This is a genomic window from Peribacillus sp. B2I2, from assembly GCF_041261685.1.
Classification (GTDB): domain Bacteria; phylum Bacillota; class Bacilli; order Bacillales; family DSM-1321; genus Peribacillus.
Genome location: NZ_JBGCCB010000001.1, coordinates 1,361,831 through 1,377,268, shown reverse-complemented (window position 1 = coordinate 1,377,268; position 15,438 = coordinate 1,361,831). Strand labels below are relative to the sequence as shown.

Sequence of the window (15,438 nt, the reverse complement as noted above, 5' to 3'; positions counted from 1 at the left end):
TAAAAAAGGAATTTACAGATCTAACAGTAAATGTTTGGTACTCTTTAATTTATTTCTTATAGATACAATCACGATAATTGCGAGAAAAATTGTAATGAAATTCTAATGGAGTTTATATTCTCACCTTATTTAGTTAAAAAGAATAAATTGATTTTATTATCAAATTTAGTTATGTTTCTTTAGAACTTTTTCTTCTGCTAATTGTAACTCTAATAAGGCAATGGTTTGTTTAATCGAAGTAATTTCGCTATGTAAAAATTGCATTTTACTATCTATTGTAGAAAAAATATTGATCAACTGAAACTCTATATCTTGGTAATAATGAAACATTCCTTCATTTCGTATGTATTCAAATTTTGTTGCAAGTGAACCATGCCAAGTAAATGCCGAGAGTTCAGGACTTTTAAGTGACATTCTATAACTTGAAAATTCCTGTTTCATACCTTGAAGTTGGCTATAGCAATTTTTTAGCCTTTGAAGTTGCACTTCCTTCTCCTTTAACAGTCCATAGTAATAAAATAAAGACAAGACCTATCACCTCAATATCATTTTATCTTTACTTAAATGTACTGTCTTTTTAATCCTTTTACATTGACTAATCTATTATATTTATATAATACTCTAAATGTACTGATTAACTTAAAAATATATGTTGGAGGAAAGTCTAATGTTAAAAGTAACATCTAAGAAAACTATTGTAAAAATTCCCAATTCCTTTAACTATACCATAGATAAAAAATTGGAGAAAGATTAAATTAATTTTTTCCCACTGATTTTATACAGAATCTCTATCAATTTGAATTAGTTCCCTGAAATACTCCTTATTAAAATTGTTATCTTTGTATCGATACCATTCTGGTACATTGTTTTATATGTATTATACCATGACAGTTGTCATAGCTTTTTGACCATCCGCATTTAAAAGTTTTCAAAACGTTAAGAGTATGGAGTATATTAAACCTCTTATTGATGAAGTATATAAATACGCTATAAAAAATTGTTAGATCAATCTCTCTATGGTAAAGTAACAATTGCTTTTTTAATTCAGACGATTTACACATAAAATCCCTTTTCTCAATCACTATCAGGCTTGAGCTTTTGTTTAGCAAACTGATTGACATAGCATACCTCAAAAACGAAAGGCCACGTGTGATGTGGAGTTTATGTATGCCCCGCAAGAATTTTTAGTGACTTTTGGCGAATCATTCATTTTATGGGGGGCGATAAGGGGACTTCTTAAAATACGGTAATTGATAAATGAAATAGGCATCAGAAAACTTACTCCGCATAATCCCAAACTGTGACATCCATTCCTTGTTCAGCTAAAAAAACCGCATTCTGCCCTTCACCTTCTGCAAGGCTAAAACATCACCCTTATCTTCCTCTTTATATCATTCAAAAATAATTGTGCTCAGTGCCGTACACATAGTCTGGTTTTTTAAACCTAATATATCCTTGGAATATCTTGGACACATTTTTTATTCCCAAATATGTTATACTATTAGTAAAGAGGGTGCATAAATTGAAAAGCAATAAGTATAATACTGGCGAAACAGTAACTATTCAGGATACTAATGAATCAGTAACCATTAATAAATGGGCATATGTAAAAAACATGAAAAGATATTCTTATACTGTAAAAGAACATCCAACTACTTTTTTCTTTGAAGAAGAATTAAAAAAATCTTAATAACACGTCCCTAAAACCCTACTCAGCTCAGAGTGGGATTTTTTTTGCTTACATTCTTTAGCACAATAAAAAACAGACTCCCATCGAGGGAGTCTGTTCATATAGGTTACGATTTAATTTTAAAATTAAGCTTTTTGAACGTTAGCAGCTTGAGCTCCACGAGCACCTTGCTCAACGTCGAAAGTTACTTTTTGACCTTCGTCTAAAGACTTGAAGCCTTCGCTTTGGATAGCTGAGAAATGTACGAATACGTCGTCTCCATTTTCACGTTCGATAAATCCAAAACCTTTTTCTGCATTAAACCATTTAACTGTACCTTGTTCCATTTTTGTTGCCTCCTAGTGCATAACACACATTGTATTACTATTTTCAATCATTTTGGAAAATAACTAGTACCTTCTTCCACAATCAAAAACAATTCTTTATTAGAATAACACGAAATGATTAATATAGCAAATTATCTAGTGATATTTATTTGACAGGGCACATTCTTTTTCCGCTTCCCTATTTCCTTTATTTTCTTTATTTATCCAATTGAATGATTCAGTTATAGATTAACGGGTATATCAGAGTATAAGAAACCGTACCATTTTCACTTAAAGAATTAACAACGAGGGAGGTCAACCAATGAAATATTACAAAGTTTCTAATAGCGGTATTGACAGTAAGGTTATTGTAGCCTATAGCGGATATGAGGCACTTGGATTTTATTTAATGGAAATCGATGATCAACTTGGTTTTGTTGATGATATAGATGTGGAAGAAGTGGATGCCGATGAACGAGTCGAGATTTCCTATACCGGTTATCCCGTTTATAAGACACTTAAAGAGTTATATCAAGAGAAAGATTTTCGGGAAGTTCCTAATGTTGTCGTGGAAGTCGAATAATGAAAGTACCCTCCCCCATCTTTAGGAGAATTCGAATTCACCTCCCAATCAACTCTGTCAGATAGTATTTGGTAATAGCCAGATATTCACGGGAATATGATTTCAACAATGCCACTATTGGCGTTTTTGCCGGTATTCCCTTCATGTCCAAACCTTCTTTTTTGGCTATTTCAACGGCTCGGTAGATATGAAAATCATTACTGACAATCAATCCGGAGGCTGATGGATCAGTAATGAGTTCTTTCGAGAAAACAATATTTTCATGAGTTGTTGTAGATTTGTCTTCCATCATGATACGCGCTTCTTCAATTCCCTGCTCGATTAGCCCTTGTTGCATTGCTTTTGCTTCCGAAATATCTTCTCCAGGTCCTTTGCCGCCAGATACAATGGCCAGAGTACGTTTATTCGCTCTTAAATATTCTGCAGCTTTATCAATCCGGTATTGTAATGATAATGATGGAACCGAACCTTTGACCCTTGCCCCAAGAATTATTAGGTAATCGGCATTTTCCGGTATTGGCTGATGAATGCTTTCTTGTATTTTCATGTGTAAAAAACCGAAATAACCCAATAACACAATAAAACCAACTTTCATCGCTCTTTTTAAAGTTTTCCCCCGTTTCATTTTCCTTTCATTATCTAACATTCTTTCTCATCCCCCCTTATAACTAATATGGAAGAGCGGGAAATCATGAATGACTTCCCGCTCTTCTTCTTATAATAGTGATAACCCTGCTGACCATCCCAAAAATATTGAATCGGACAATTTAATCTGCGACCATATCATCATAAATCACCTTTCCAATTTTACTGATTACTTGGCGGCTTTCTTCCTCTGAATTCATATCCTCAGTAAGAACTGCAACATAAACGGTTTGTGTTTCTGACCGAATGATTGCACAATCATGGGCAACTCCCCGAATTCCGCCCGTTTTGCTCGCGACCTTAACCCCTCTTCCCATCAAAGATGGAAGTTTATCCCTTAATTGCTGATTGTCAAATACTCGCAATATTCTTTCTTGGCTTTCTTTCGTTAAAAAGTCGCCTGTATGTATGGCTTTTAAGCAGGTAATCGTATCTTCCGCCGAGATGGTATTGTCCCGACCTTCTTTTAATGCCTTAAAATCCTGCATTTTTCGTTCAAGGACGGTATTTTTCAAACCAAGTTCCTTGATGCATTGATTTATTTCCTCAAAGCCCAACAGTTTCATCATCATATTCGTGGAAGTATTATCAGAAACAGTTATCATCAGTGTCAATAAATCCTCTACAGTTAAAAATACCTTATTCGATAAGACATGCAGGACCCCTGATCCCCCAGTCACTTCATTAGGGGGGATGGTCACTGGTTGATTCAAATAGATTTTCTTTTGTTCGCTTTGACGATAACCTTCGATGATCATTGGTATTTTGATCAAACTCGCTGATTGAAAAGATTCATCCTCGTGATATCCGATCGTATCCCCTAGCTCATTTTCAATTTTATAGGCAATTTTCCCATTAAATGATTCAACTAATTCCAAGATATCATGTTCTATAGTTTGTAAGGTCATCTATCCCCTGTTCCTCCTTAAGATTTCATTAGTCCCTATAAAAACTCCCTTATACCCTAACTTATTCTACCATGTTAAAAGCAGTACAATCTTCTTGAAAATTCCAAATTGAATAAATTTGTATATTAAAACGAAATAAAAGAGCCTTCGTATCGAAGGCTCACTTAAAAACTGATATTCATCTAGTCTTAACAGCCCGGCCCTTCACTAATGGGAATCGTTTCTTCTCAGTTGTATCCACCTGTGTGATTTCTCCATCATGGACGGTTATTATGACGGATCCATATTGAAGTTCTTCCAAGCTTGAAATGATATGCCTTATTTTCAATTCTTCTTTCTTTTCCATATTATCTCCCCTTCAATACTGGTAATAAAGCTTCGTTTCATACCTAATGTTAAAAAGAGATCGTACGAAAATCTACACGTACTCTTCCCACTTTCAATGTTTTCTTGAGGAACTTGGTTACCTATCATATCCTCATCACTTAACCCTTCCGATTAAGAATAACCCGTTCATAGGAACTCCATATTCCCCTCCCTTCACTATAATAAATAAAAGGCACCCGTCATCTAACAGATTAGATGTAAGGGCGCCTTTAGTTGACTAATCGGCAATATTCAGGAGTTGCAAATGTTATGGAAAAATCCAGTATACGATTTGAAGCAACAAACCGCATTATCCTTACCTATTAACTCGGTTTTTTCTAATATAATCCAATTTAATCCTTTTGTCAATCACACATTGCAATTTTCTGATTAGTCTGTGTTTTACATTTTACTTATTTACCACTTTACCAAACTAAACTATTTGAGATATACTATTTTAGTATAAGTTGTCGGTATATAACATACACTTTGTATTTAAGAAAGGTTCGATTATATATGGTAAATAAAAAATGGGGTTTATTGATTTTGACCACATTCGTAATTGGAAATATGGTCGGCGGCGGAATTTTCATGCTCCCTGCTCAATTAGCACAAGTATCCAGTCCATTAGGGGCAACATTGGCATGGATGGTTACTGGACTGGGAGTATTTTTAATAGCTCTGGTGTTTGGTAACCTGGCAGTCCGGAAACCGGAATTGAAGGCCGGACCTCAAAGTTATGCCCAATCATTATTTAAATCCCGGGCTAAAGGAAGGGTTTCAGGATATAGCATGGCTTGGGGTTATTGGGCTGCAAATTGGGCGGCGACAGCTTCTGTCATCATTTCATTTGCTGGTTACCTATCAACGTTTTTCCCGGTGATGCATAGTACGAAAGTGATTTATACTGCGGGTTCGTTTCATCTCGAAATTGGTAAAGCACTAACCTTTGCAGTCTGTTCCATTGCCCTTTGGGGAATTCAGGCAATCTTGGTAAGAAGCTTCAACAGTGCTGGGAAACTGAATCTTTTTGCTACGGTAACAAAAGTGCTTGGATTCTTATTTTTCATCATTATCACGATATTCATTTTCGATTCTTCAAATCTGGGGAACGGTGCTGAATTTTACGATAAGACAGGTTCAGCCATCTCTTTAGGTGATCAAGTGAATGCTGCTGCAATTTCAACACTATGGGCATTCATCGGTATTGAAGCTGCCGTAATGCTTTCAAACCGTGCTAAGTCACAAAATGATGTTAAGAAAGCCACGATTCTAGGTTTACTTATCGCTGTTGCCATTTATATCGGCATTACCTTATTGACGATGGGTGCGATATCTCAAGACGATTTGAAAATATCACAAAAACCACTTGTTGACGCACTACAAGCTGTAGTAGGTTCAAGCGGTACGTATTTAATGGCCGCACTTGCCGTCATTTCCTTATTGGGTTCTACAATCGGATGGATTGTCGTTGCATCTGAAGTTCCTTACCAGGCAGCGAAATCAGATCTGTTCCCGTCCTATTTTGCAAAAGCAAACAAAAATGGCACGCCTGTCCGTTCTATGACAATAACAAATATCATGACACAGATATTCTTATTCTCCACTATTTCGGGAACGATTTTGGAAGCTTATAAATTCTCAATGATCGTCGCTACACTCGCATACTTGATTCCTTACCTTGCATCAGTTCTGTATCAATTGAAATTAGTCATGACTGGGGAAACCTATGACATCATGAAAGGTTCGAGGGTTCGTGATGGCATTATCACCATCCTGGCGTTAATCTACTCGATTTGGGTCATCAAGACAGGTACAGCTGATATGAATACATTCATACTTGGCATTGCCTTATATGTAGTTGGAATCGTTCTATACCCGCTCTGGATGAAAAAGAAAGCATAACCTTAAACACCTTGGCATTCAAAAGTGCCAAGGTGTTTTTTTAAATCTCTTTCATTACCAGTCTAGTTTTCAGCTGAACCGTTTCCCCTGAGCTTAACTCCCTCAATCCAGTCAATCCCTCCGATAAATCCAGATTAGGGGCATTCGTTACCCATGTGTATGGTTCTGGACAGACGAACCCCTCCTGATTGAACAATACCCAAAACTTAAAACTTTGATCGCCATGATAAATGACTTGTATGCCAGCCTCATGGTCAGTGAGAATACACTCGTTTTCCAGAGAACTTTCCTCATCATAGCCAAATAGATCATCAAACAGCCGGCCTTCCAAGCTAAATCCGTTTTGGATTTCCAATGTATTGTCCGTTTCATGAATTTCGCCAGTAGGCAATGACCTTTCATTCAACTCCCATTGTTTATTGACGGGGAGTGATATTCTGCAATCTTCCAACTTACTCCCTGGCCCAAATGGAAAATTGAATACAGTATGATAACCTGCTCCCCACGGAAAGGGTTCAATGCCCTTGTTGGTGATTTCCAATTTTATATCCAATGTTTCACCGCTTAAAGACAAAGACATTTTGACTGTAATATCTTGCGGAAAGCTGCCTTTTAGATAAGCAAAATCACTGCTTGAAAACTCAGTATTAATGACTATTTCATTCCCGTTCACTTCTTTTTTGCAGACTTGCCACGGCTTGTCATGCAAAAAACCATGAATATGATTGGATTTTTCCATTTCATTGATTGGAAACTTATACGTAGTCTCCTTATATGTAAATTGGCCATCTTCAATTCGATTGGGAGGGAACAAGATTGGCATCCCGTATAAAATGGGGACCTTTTTAAATTCTTCCAAACTATCTGGAGTTCGCAGCACCTCAATATTCTTTCGCTTGTACTTCAACGAAAGTAGATTGCTTCCTAAAGATGGCGCAAGTATCGCTTCCACTTTTTCATTGCCGAACTTTATAGCCTTTTCATTTAAAAAAGTGATATCCTCTATATAACCTGTCACTTACTCTCCTCCTTTTGCTTGAACATATATCCATCCTACTTCCAACGACCATTTTTTGCAACAAATGGAATGAAATACACCCAAAAGAAAACATCGGTATTTCTTAACCATGTTGCCAGTAATTAAGATTTTGCCTAGTTTGCTTTAATACCTTTCTATTATCTTAGATTCTTTCTTTTGCACCGATCTACTACCCCTAAACTCGACTTTTGATAGAGTCGTTTTCATTGCATGTATATAGTTTTTACGAATATCTAAAAAAATAAAAAAAGGACGCCTTTACGGCATCCTTTTTTCTTATCGATTACTTTCACTTACTAAAGCCACTATTCCCTCTTCATCATCCAAAACAAGTTCAATACCCGAATATGGATCTTTATTCAAATATTCATCCAGCCATAAGCGAAGCGCTTCTATCAAGTTGATGGTGATTAACACTTGTTTCCGGCCATCGACAAACGTTTCAGCCGAAAAGCCATAATCATCATCATACATTAACTCCACTTCTACCTCATTAGGTTGTACCTGCTTTTTACGGGCAATGTAAACACAAACCGCATTGATGATATCTTGTTCGGAAATCTTTAGCCTCTCCATGGGTTTGGATCCTCTTTCTTCTTCTTATCTTTGAAATATGTGAATATTTTACGGATTACAACGATTAATGCAACAACCGCTAACACGTTGATTAATAGTCCAAGTATAGAACCAAGGGCTCCCATATTGGCGAATAGGCTACCAAAAAGTAATCCTGCCAGTCCGCCTAGCATAATCCCTTTCATTAAGCCGCCTTTAGTAAATGCTTTTCCACTTTTTGTATCAGTTTTTGCTTTATTAGTAGTAGTGGCATCGGATTTCTTCGTTTCTTTATTTTGGAAGTTCGAATTATTATTGTTGTTGCTGTTAAAGCTTCTTTTTCCAGACTTGTAACCCCTTGCATCGACAGACTCCGAATGATCTTGGAATACATAAGTGCCGACTGGAGAGAATGCTAGTGTAATTGTAAGTAATGCAGCCATAAATTTTTTCATCATGTTTTTTTGCCTCCGTTTAATAGTATGGAATGTTGTTTCATTATATCTTTTCCCAGATTAACTGAAAGTCCACATCACCTATCCTTGTTTTATCTTATAGTATTTACGTTGAATATCAAAATAAGTTTCACTTTTTTCGATATTTTTTCAAAAAAAATAAGCAGGGGCATTTACTCCCCTGCTTATTAAGGAACCATTAATTTACACGAACGACACGTCCGTTGAATTTACCTGCCCAATATCCACTTTCCATATTGGCGATTGCAACACCTGTTGAACTTTGGGAACCGATAAATTTGCCGCCGCCGACATAAATACCGACATGCCCATCAGTTTTATAGGTATTGAAAAATACTAAATCTCCAGGTTGTTTTTGACTATTAGATACTTGACGTCCTGCATTTTTCAATGCATCCGTACTGGCTGGAAGGTTCACACCAGCTTGTTTATAAGCCCATGCAACGAACCCTGAACAATCGAATAGACCGTTAGCGATATCGGATGCCGTTCTTCCGCCACCAAATTTATATGTGGAGTTACCGATATATTTATAACCTGCTGTAATTGCAGAGCCTGTATTTGCACTGCTTGGCTTGCTTGATGCTTCTGTTTTACTTGCTGCAGGTTTATCAGCAGAACTGTTTTTAGTTGAATTTGAAGATACAGATGATTCACCTTTAGATGAAGATGATTCACCTTTAGATGAAGATGATTCACCTTTAGATGAAGATGATTCACCTTTAGACGAACCTGATTCCGACGCTTCACCTTTAGAAGAACTTGATGATTCTTCACTAGAAGAATTTGAAGAATTCACTTCTTCAGCAGCACGGTCAAGATCAGCTTTCTCAGATGCTTTACGTTCTTCCTCTTTTTTGATATTTTCACGAATGGATGCTATTTGCGCTTCTAAACCTGCATCTTTATTCTCTAAAGATTGTTTAAGGGCCTCTGTTTCCGCTTCTTTCTTTTCAATCTTTGCCTTCATATTGACAGTTTCTGCTTTTTGATCTTCAATTTGAGATTGCATACCTTTAAGTTCTACTTCCATATCCTTTAGGTTTTGCAATTTTTTCTCTACGGTTGCTTGTTTTTTTTCTAAGTCTGCTTTATCCGCTTCCTGCTCGCTAAGAATCTGTTGGTCCGCTTCCACAATTGTAGCTACCGCTCCAACACGATTAACGAATTCACCAAAGCTTTTAGAACCTAAAACAACTTCAAGGTACTCAACGTCCCCGCCGCTCTCTTGGAATGAAAGGGCGCGCTCTTTCAAGACTTCCTCGCGTTTTGCGATTCTTTCTTCCAACGCTTTAATTTCTTTCTTTAAAGAAACTATATCTTTTTCCGTGTCTTTAATTTCTTGTTTAGTATCTTTGATTTTTTCGTCATTTTCTCTCATTGCCGTTTCAATCTGGGCAATTTGGGAATTCATTTTCGACTGTTCTTTTTTCAGTTCCTGAATAACTTGTTCCGCCTCTGAAATATCCGATTGTATTCCTGTGCGTTGCGATTGAATATCCGAGATATTTTCTTCAGCTTTCACTGATGGTATGGCAAAAGCGCTTCCCAATCCTAGCATAATTGTCGTGTTCAATACGATAAGTTTTTTCTTCAAACTCATTTCCCCTGCTTTCCTCCCCGTGCATTTCCATCGACCTACTTCTTTTTCTCTATGAAAAATGATTAGTCAAAATAAATTGCTGGGAACTCTTCTCTATTTTTTTTACTCTTTATGTAATCTTCTAAGGTTGTAATTATATTAAATACATTTCTGATACTCTACTATGTTTTCACCTAAGTCGTAGTATATCATCAGATTTTGTCAAATACGTAATAATAATGTTACAATTACATTTCAATTTTAACATTATACGTAAGAATTCGACTTTTCCTCGTGATAATACAACCAATATCTTACAAAACCATCTTCGTATTTTGATGCAAGACTTTCTATCTAGTGTTTAGCACCAAGGGACTATAGACTATCGGCAGGTAAAAACTCACATTGTTCGAACGCATAGAAGCCCTTTTGTATCAGATTACAGCTTATTTACCATTGATACAGGAAAGTTCGCTAATATCCCCATTAAAAAACTAAAAAAAACCGCTCTTCAGCGGTTTTTCCGTCAATATTCGACCCATTCTTAAATTCCAGCCATAAAGTCGACAAAAACTTTCAATTCTTTTGGCCGGACGAATACCCTTTCCCCTTTGCTTATTTCCAAATTCAAGTATTGTTCTTTCGTCAGTTCGATTTCCAGCGGTTCGTTTGTATCCTGACGAATGACTTCTATCCGGACAATGGGGCCAATAGTATGAATGTGGTCAACTATGGAAGCAATCGAATCCTTTTCTGATGATGCTCTTTCTATGATAAAGTTATGAGCCCTTACATAACCCGTTCCCAATCCATCTTCACTGCCCGGGGCATTCATTTCCACATTCCCAGTTACCAATTTCCCTTGGTGAACGTTGCCTTTGAAAAGATTGACACTGCCGAGAAAATCATAAACAAATGGATTTTGCGGTTGATTATAAACTTCTTCCGGAGTTCCAATCTGTTCAATTTTCCCTTCATTCATGATAACGACCCGATCAGCTACATCCATCGCCTCTTCCTGATCATGCGTCACGAACACACTCGTAACGTTGAATTCATCATGAAGCCTTCTTAGCCAACGCCGAAGTTCTTTACGAACCTTGGCATCCAGTGCCCCGAATGGTTCATCAAGCAAAAGAATACTCGGTTCAACCGCAAGTGCCCTTGCCAAAGCAACACGCTGGCGTTGGCCGCCTGATAATTGGGATGGATAACGATCTTTATATCCTTCCAGCTTGACGAGCTGAAGCAACTCGGTAACCTTCTGTTCAATCACTTTTTTACTTGGCCTTATTTTTCTAGGACGGACCTTCAATCCATAGGCAATATTGTCAAAAATGGTCATATTGCGAAAAAGGGCATAATGCTGGAAGACGAAACCAACATTTCGATCTTTTACATGCTTATGCGTGTAATTCTCTTCATTAAAGAGGATCTTTCCGTTCTCTGCCTGTTCAAGACCCGCAATGATACGCAGTAATGACGTTTTTCCAGATCCGGACGGGCCAAGAAGTGCTACGAGTTCCCCGCTTTTTATTTCCATATTAATGTTTTGGAGAGCTTGATAAGACCCGTAATATTTTGTAACATTTTCAATGATGATACTCATTTCATTCCCCCCCTAACTCGCTTTTGTTGATTTAAAGTCCGTTTTCCATTCTATGAAACTTTTAATGATCAAGGTTATGATTGCAAAAATGGACATCAGGGATGCAACGGCAAAAGCAGCTGAAAATTGATATTCATTGTATAAGATTTCAATATGAAGCGGCATCGTATTGGTCATCCCCCGTATATGGCCCGATACGACCGATACAGCCCCAAACTCCCCGATTGTCCTGGCATTGCAAAGTATGACTCCATATAATAGTCCCCATTTTATATTGGGAAGGGTTACGTACCAAAATGTCTTAAACCCTCCCGCCCCCAGCGTTAGTGATGCCTCTTCTTCAGACGTCCCCTGACTTTGCATGAGCGGGATCAATTCACGCGCAATGAATGGAAAGGTAATGAAAATGGAGGCAATGACAATCCCTGGTATTGAAAAGATCACTTTAATGTCAAAGGTTTGCAGCAATGGACCAAGTGTTCCATGCAAGCCGAAGAGAAGGACAAAAATCAAACCGGCTATGACTGGGGATACGGAAAAAGGCAAATCTATCAACGTTATTAAAAAGTTTTTCCCCTTAAAATCATATTTAGTTATGGTCCACGCAGCCACTACCCCAAATATGGCATTGAGCGGCACAGTGATGAGGACAACGATCAATGTCAATTTAATCGCAGCCAAGGAATCAGGATGGGAAATGGCCGCAAAATATGTTTCGGCACCTTTTTCGAATGCCTTTACAAAGATCGCGATTAATGGGACAACTAAAAACAAAGTCAGAAATAACAATACAATGGAAATAAGGACCCACTGTATGGTTTTAGGCTCTTTTGTTGCGTTTCTCGTTATAATGACCGGGTCATTCGTTTTTGCAACCACCGAATTATCATGTTCCAACATGTCCCCTCCTACTTCCCTGAATATCTTTTGCCGGTCCACCATTGTAAGATATTGATGGTGAACAAAATTATGAATGTAATAATGAGCATGACGGCTGCAACAGCTGTTGCCCCTTCATAATCATACTGTTCGAGCTTTGTCATGATGATCAGCGGGGAAATCTCCGTTTTAAACGGCATATTTCCTGCAATGAAGACAACGGATCCATACTCTCCAAGTGCCCTCGCAAAAGAAAGTGCAAAACCCGTCAATATCGCTGGAATCAATTCCGGGAAGATAATTTTAATGAATGTCTGCATTCGATTCGCCCCTAAAGAAGCAGATGCCTCTTCCATCCCTTTTTCGATATTTTCAAGCACCGGTTGAACCATCCGCACTACGAATGGAAGTCCGATGAATATAAGGGCGATGATAATCCCGATAGGAGTGAAAGCGATTTTAAAGCTGAAAAATTGCCCGATCCATCCGTTCGGTGAGTACAAAGTCGTCAAAGTAATCCCTGCCACAGCAGTTGGGAGGGCAAAAGGCAAATCAACCAGCCCATCGATGATCCGCTTGCCGGGAAACTCATAACGTGTAAGCACCCAGGCAATTAAAACGCCAAAAACTGCGTTCACGAAGGCCGCAGTTAACGCTGTCAAAAAACTCAATTTATACGAAGCGACAACCCTTGGTTCAGTTATGGTCGCCCAAAAATCCTGAAATCCCATTGAAAATGTGTTTAGAAAAACCATCGATAATGGGATCAAAACGATGATGGTGAGATATAGCAACGTAAACCCCATCGTCAATCCAAAACCGGGTATGGTCCTCTTTTTCTTCTGTTTTCCTTCTGTCGCTATATTCATCGCTTCGCCCCAGCTCTTTTTCTGATTTATGAAGGAGAAGATGTGGATATCCATCTTCTCCCACATGCTTATTGCGGTTGATAAATTTCGTCAAATGTACCACCGTCATTGAAATGTGTTTCCTGGGCTTTTTTCCACCCGCCAAACGTATCATCGACAGTCACCATATCTATATTTGCAAATTGGTCTTCATATTCAGCGAGAAGCTTCTCATCCCTTGGACGATAGAAGTTTTTCGCGGCAATTTCCTGACCTGCATCCGTATATAGGTATTCCAGGTAGGCTTCAGCCACTTCCTTGGTTCCTTTTTTCTCTACCACTTCGTCGACAACAGCTACCGGTGGCTCTGCTAATATACTGATCGAAGGATTGACGATTTCATATTTGTCATCACCGAATTCTTCAAGTGTTAAATAGGCTTCATTCTCCCAAGCGATAAGTACGTCACCAATTCCCCTTTCTACAAAAGTGGTGGTTGCACCACGTGCCCCTGAATCCAGGACTTCAACATTCTGATAAAGTTTTTTCATGAAATCCTTTACTTTTGTTTCGTCATTATCGAAATTCTTCTCTGCATAAGCCCAAGCTGCCAGGTAATTCCACCTTGCCCCTCCGCTTGTCTTTGGATTTGGTGTAATTACGGAAACATCCTTTTTGGTTAAATCATCCCAATCTTTAATGCCTTTAGGGTTATCCTTTTTTACCAAAAACACAATGGTTGAGGTGTAAGGTGTCGAGTTTTCCGGCAGACGTTTCTGCCAATCCCCCGCTAATAGGTTACTAGCTTCATAAATGGCATCAATATCATAGGCCAATGCCAATGTAACGACATCCGCTTCCAATCCATCAATGACGGCCCTACCCTGTTTACCAGATCCGCCATGGGATTGTTGAATCGTTACATCCTGACCCGATTCTTCTTTCCAGTGCTTCACAAACGCTTCATTGAATTCCTGGTACAATTCGCGTGTCGGATCGTATGACACATTCAATAGCTCAAGTGTCTTTGACTTTGATGTCCCGTCCCCTTCCGTTTTTTCCGAGTTACATCCTGCAAGTACACCGAAGGCTAATATCAAACTTGTCAATTTCATCAACTTTTTCATGGAATTCCCCCTGTTTTTTTGCAACAAAAAAAGCACACTACTTCCCTTTTAATTTTTTTTTCAAGGAGATAGTATGCCTTCAGTTCTCTGATCAGCAAATATTCTGAATTTATGTACCATTAACATAAAGCATAGTATACCAAGTTGTCAACTACGTTTTAATTAATAAACATGTCCTTTTATTTAAACTCATTCACGTATCGAAGGTGAATGAATTTTCCATACGAAAGAGCTCGATCCACGGAGAGATCGAGCCCGACACTTAAGAATTTGATCCTTTTTGATACAGCTTATTGTCCACAATATACTGATAGCACTGATCAGGCAGTAAATATCTTGGTTCCCCACCCATCGCGAATTCATCCCTTATATATGTAGAACTGATTTCCATGGAAAGACCTTTATCTATAAGGTGAAATGTATTGCCATCATCATAATTCCTTAGCAATGGACTTTTGGATATGATTTTCAACATATCGATCCCATCCCGTGCCATGACGATGAATTTATGATTGGCAATCAACTTTTCCCTGAATTTCCATCGTAAGTGGATCGGTAACTCCTGATTATCAATATCTTCAAGTAAATCCGCACCCATTATGAAATAAACTTCATCCATAGGATATCTTGATTTAAAATATTCCATCGTATACCAAGTATATTGTTTACTCGTTCCAGCACGTTCATTAATTTCATAATCACTAACTTCGAATAACGGGTTGCCCCCTATTGCCAGCCCAAGCATTTTCCAACGGTGTCCATTGCTCGTTTTCATCTGTTTATCGATGCGGCCATTGGCACAAGGCAAAAAAATCACCTTGTCTAGCTTAGCACGATGCGCAATGGTGGATGCTGTCCATAAATGCACATTGGTGACTGGATCGAAGGAAGATCCATAAATTCCAATTTTGCCCATCCTTA

The 15,438-nt window shown here is 38.1% G+C and carries 17 protein-coding genes; 3 read left to right on the top strand and 14 right to left on the bottom strand.

Annotation, left to right across the window (positions count from 1 at the left end):
• Positions 1–165: 165 nt before the first annotated feature.
• The gene (locus ABIE66_RS06990; RefSeq protein ID WP_370014282.1) at positions 166–486 is read right to left on the bottom strand and encodes a YwqH-like family protein; all 321 of its coding nucleotides are present in this window, start codon (positions 484–486) and stop codon (positions 166–168) included.
• A 1,036-nt stretch (positions 487–1,522) separates the two neighbouring features.
• On the opposite strand from ABIE66_RS06990, the gene ABIE66_RS06985 reads away from it, so the two are divergent.
• Positions 1,523–1,690 (top strand): hypothetical protein, encoded by a 168-nt coding sequence (locus tag ABIE66_RS06985; RefSeq protein ID WP_289317393.1) that lies wholly within the window; start codon positions 1,523–1,525, stop codon positions 1,688–1,690.
• A gap of 125 nt (positions 1,691–1,815) precedes the next feature.
• On the opposite strand, the gene cspC is transcribed toward ABIE66_RS06985, so the two are convergent.
• The gene (gene cspC, locus ABIE66_RS06980; protein WP_010331195.1) at positions 1,816–2,016 is read right to left on the bottom strand and encodes a cold shock protein CspC; all 201 of its coding nucleotides are present in this window, start codon (positions 2,014–2,016) and stop codon (positions 1,816–1,818) included.
• A gap of 301 nt (positions 2,017–2,317) precedes the next feature.
• Here cspC and ABIE66_RS06975 point away from each other — a divergent pair, with 301 nt between their 5' ends.
• Positions 2,318–2,578: a hypothetical protein gene (locus ABIE66_RS06975; RefSeq protein WP_289324187.1), complete on the top strand. Its 261-nt coding sequence runs from the start codon at positions 2,318–2,320 to the stop codon at positions 2,576–2,578.
• A gap of 37 nt (positions 2,579–2,615) precedes the next feature.
• Here ABIE66_RS06975 and ABIE66_RS06970 read toward each other — a convergent pair whose 3' ends face one another.
• The 3 genes from ABIE66_RS06970 to ABIE66_RS06960 form a co-directional block, all read right to left on the bottom strand.
• Entirely contained in the window at positions 2,616–3,203 is a 588-nt protein-coding gene (locus ABIE66_RS06970; protein WP_370016994.1) for a YdcF family protein, read from the bottom strand.
• Between the two features lie 142 nt (positions 3,204–3,345).
• Positions 3,346–4,131 carry a serine hydrolase gene (locus tag ABIE66_RS06965; protein ID WP_370014281.1) on the bottom strand — a complete coding sequence of 262 codons (786 nt, stop codon included), beginning with the start codon at positions 4,129–4,131 and terminating at the stop codon, positions 3,346–3,348.
• Between the two features lie 178 nt (positions 4,132–4,309).
• Positions 4,310–4,477, bottom strand: coding sequence for a YezD family protein (locus ABIE66_RS06960; protein WP_289317397.1), 168 nt, complete (start codon positions 4,475–4,477; stop codon positions 4,310–4,312).
• A 536-nt stretch (positions 4,478–5,013) separates the two neighbouring features.
• Here ABIE66_RS06960 and ABIE66_RS06955 point away from each other — a divergent pair.
• A complete protein-coding gene (locus tag ABIE66_RS06955) occupies positions 5,014–6,402 on the top strand; it encodes an amino acid permease (RefSeq protein WP_289317398.1) in 1,389 nt (462 codons plus the stop codon).
• A 40-nt stretch (positions 6,403–6,442) separates the two neighbouring features.
• Here the strand turns inward: ABIE66_RS06955 and ABIE66_RS06950 are convergent, their stop codons facing one another.
• The 9 genes from ABIE66_RS06950 to nadD all read right to left on the bottom strand — a co-directional run bounded on the left by ABIE66_RS06950 (position 6,443) and on the right by nadD (position 15,433).
• Positions 6,443–7,420 carry an aldose 1-epimerase gene (locus ABIE66_RS06950; protein WP_370014279.1) on the bottom strand — a complete coding sequence of 326 codons (978 nt, stop codon included), beginning with the start codon at positions 7,418–7,420 and terminating at the stop codon, positions 6,443–6,445.
• Positions 7,421–7,717: 297 nt separating this feature from the next.
• Positions 7,718–8,017 carry a YxcD family protein gene (locus tag ABIE66_RS06945; protein WP_289317400.1) on the bottom strand — a complete coding sequence of 100 codons (300 nt, stop codon included), beginning with the start codon at positions 8,015–8,017 and terminating at the stop codon, positions 7,718–7,720.
• The gene (locus ABIE66_RS06940) at positions 8,005–8,451 is read right to left on the bottom strand and encodes a hypothetical protein (RefSeq protein WP_289327264.1); all 447 of its coding nucleotides are present in this window, start codon (positions 8,449–8,451) and stop codon (positions 8,005–8,007) included. Before ABIE66_RS06940 ends, ABIE66_RS06945 begins: the two co-directional genes overlap by 13 nt.
• Before the next feature lie 199 nt (positions 8,452–8,650).
• Positions 8,651–10,069, bottom strand: a complete 1,419-nt coding sequence (locus ABIE66_RS06935) for a C40 family peptidase (protein ID WP_483313976.1) — start codon at positions 10,067–10,069, stop codon at positions 8,651–8,653.
• A gap of 529 nt (positions 10,070–10,598) precedes the next feature.
• Complete coding sequence (locus ABIE66_RS06930) at positions 10,599–11,663, bottom strand: sulfate/molybdate ABC transporter ATP-binding protein (RefSeq protein WP_370014277.1); 1,065 nt, start codon at positions 11,661–11,663, stop codon at positions 10,599–10,601.
• A gap of 12 nt (positions 11,664–11,675) precedes the next feature.
• Complete coding sequence (gene cysW, locus ABIE66_RS06925; protein WP_370014276.1) at positions 11,676–12,560, bottom strand: sulfate ABC transporter permease subunit CysW; 885 nt, start codon at positions 12,558–12,560, stop codon at positions 11,676–11,678.
• Positions 12,561–12,571: 11 nt separating this feature from the next.
• Positions 12,572–13,411 (bottom strand): sulfate ABC transporter permease subunit CysT, encoded by an 840-nt coding sequence (gene cysT, locus ABIE66_RS06920; protein ID WP_289327263.1) that lies wholly within the window; start codon positions 13,409–13,411, stop codon positions 12,572–12,574.
• 68 nt (positions 13,412–13,479) lie between these two features.
• The gene (locus ABIE66_RS06915) at positions 13,480–14,517 is read right to left on the bottom strand and encodes a sulfate ABC transporter substrate-binding protein (protein WP_370014275.1); all 1,038 of its coding nucleotides are present in this window, start codon (positions 14,515–14,517) and stop codon (positions 13,480–13,482) included.
• 262 nt (positions 14,518–14,779) lie between these two features.
• Positions 14,780–15,433: a nicotinate (nicotinamide) nucleotide adenylyltransferase gene (gene nadD / locus ABIE66_RS06910; protein WP_370014274.1), complete on the bottom strand. Its 654-nt coding sequence runs from the start codon at positions 15,431–15,433 to the stop codon at positions 14,780–14,782.
• Positions 15,434–15,438: the final 5 nt, after the last annotated feature.

Bases quoted from the DNA above. Each gene is read 5' to 3' on its own strand.
- cspC (WP_010331195.1), bottom strand. From the start codon at position 2,016: ATGGAACAAGGTACAGTTAAATGGTTTAATGCAGAAAAAGGTTTTGGA.
- ABIE66_RS06975 (WP_289324187.1), top strand. From the start codon at position 2,318: ATGAAATATTACAAAGTTTCTAATAGCGGTATTGACAGTAAGGTTATT.
- ABIE66_RS06970 (WP_370016994.1), bottom strand. From the start codon at position 3,203: ATGAAACGGGGGAAAACTTTAAAAAGAGCGATGAAAGTTGGTTTTATT.
- ABIE66_RS06965 (WP_370014281.1), bottom strand. From the start codon at position 4,131: ATGACCTTACAAACTATAGAACATGATATCTTGGAATTAGTTGAATCA.
- ABIE66_RS06960 (WP_289317397.1), bottom strand. From the start codon at position 4,477: ATGGAAAAGAAAGAAGAATTGAAAATAAGGCATATCATTTCAAGCTTG.
- ABIE66_RS06955 (WP_289317398.1), top strand. From the start codon at position 5,014: ATGGTAAATAAAAAATGGGGTTTATTGATTTTGACCACATTCGTAATT.
- ABIE66_RS06945 (WP_289317400.1), bottom strand. From the start codon at position 8,017: ATGGAGAGGCTAAAGATTTCCGAACAAGATATCATCAATGCGGTTTGT.
- ABIE66_RS06940 (WP_289327264.1), bottom strand. From the start codon at position 8,451: ATGAAAAAATTTATGGCTGCATTACTTACAATTACACTAGCATTCTCT.
- ABIE66_RS06930 (WP_370014277.1), bottom strand. From the start codon at position 11,663: ATGAGTATCATCATTGAAAATGTTACAAAATATTACGGGTCTTATCAA.
- cysT (WP_289327263.1), bottom strand. From the start codon at position 13,411: ATGAATATAGCGACAGAAGGAAAACAGAAGAAAAAGAGGACCATACCC.
- ABIE66_RS06915 (WP_370014275.1), bottom strand. From the start codon at position 14,517: ATGAAAAAGTTGATGAAATTGACAAGTTTGATATTAGCCTTCGGTGTA.
- nadD (WP_370014274.1), bottom strand. From the start codon at position 15,433: ATGGGCAAAATTGGAATTTATGGATCTTCCTTCGATCCAGTCACCAAT.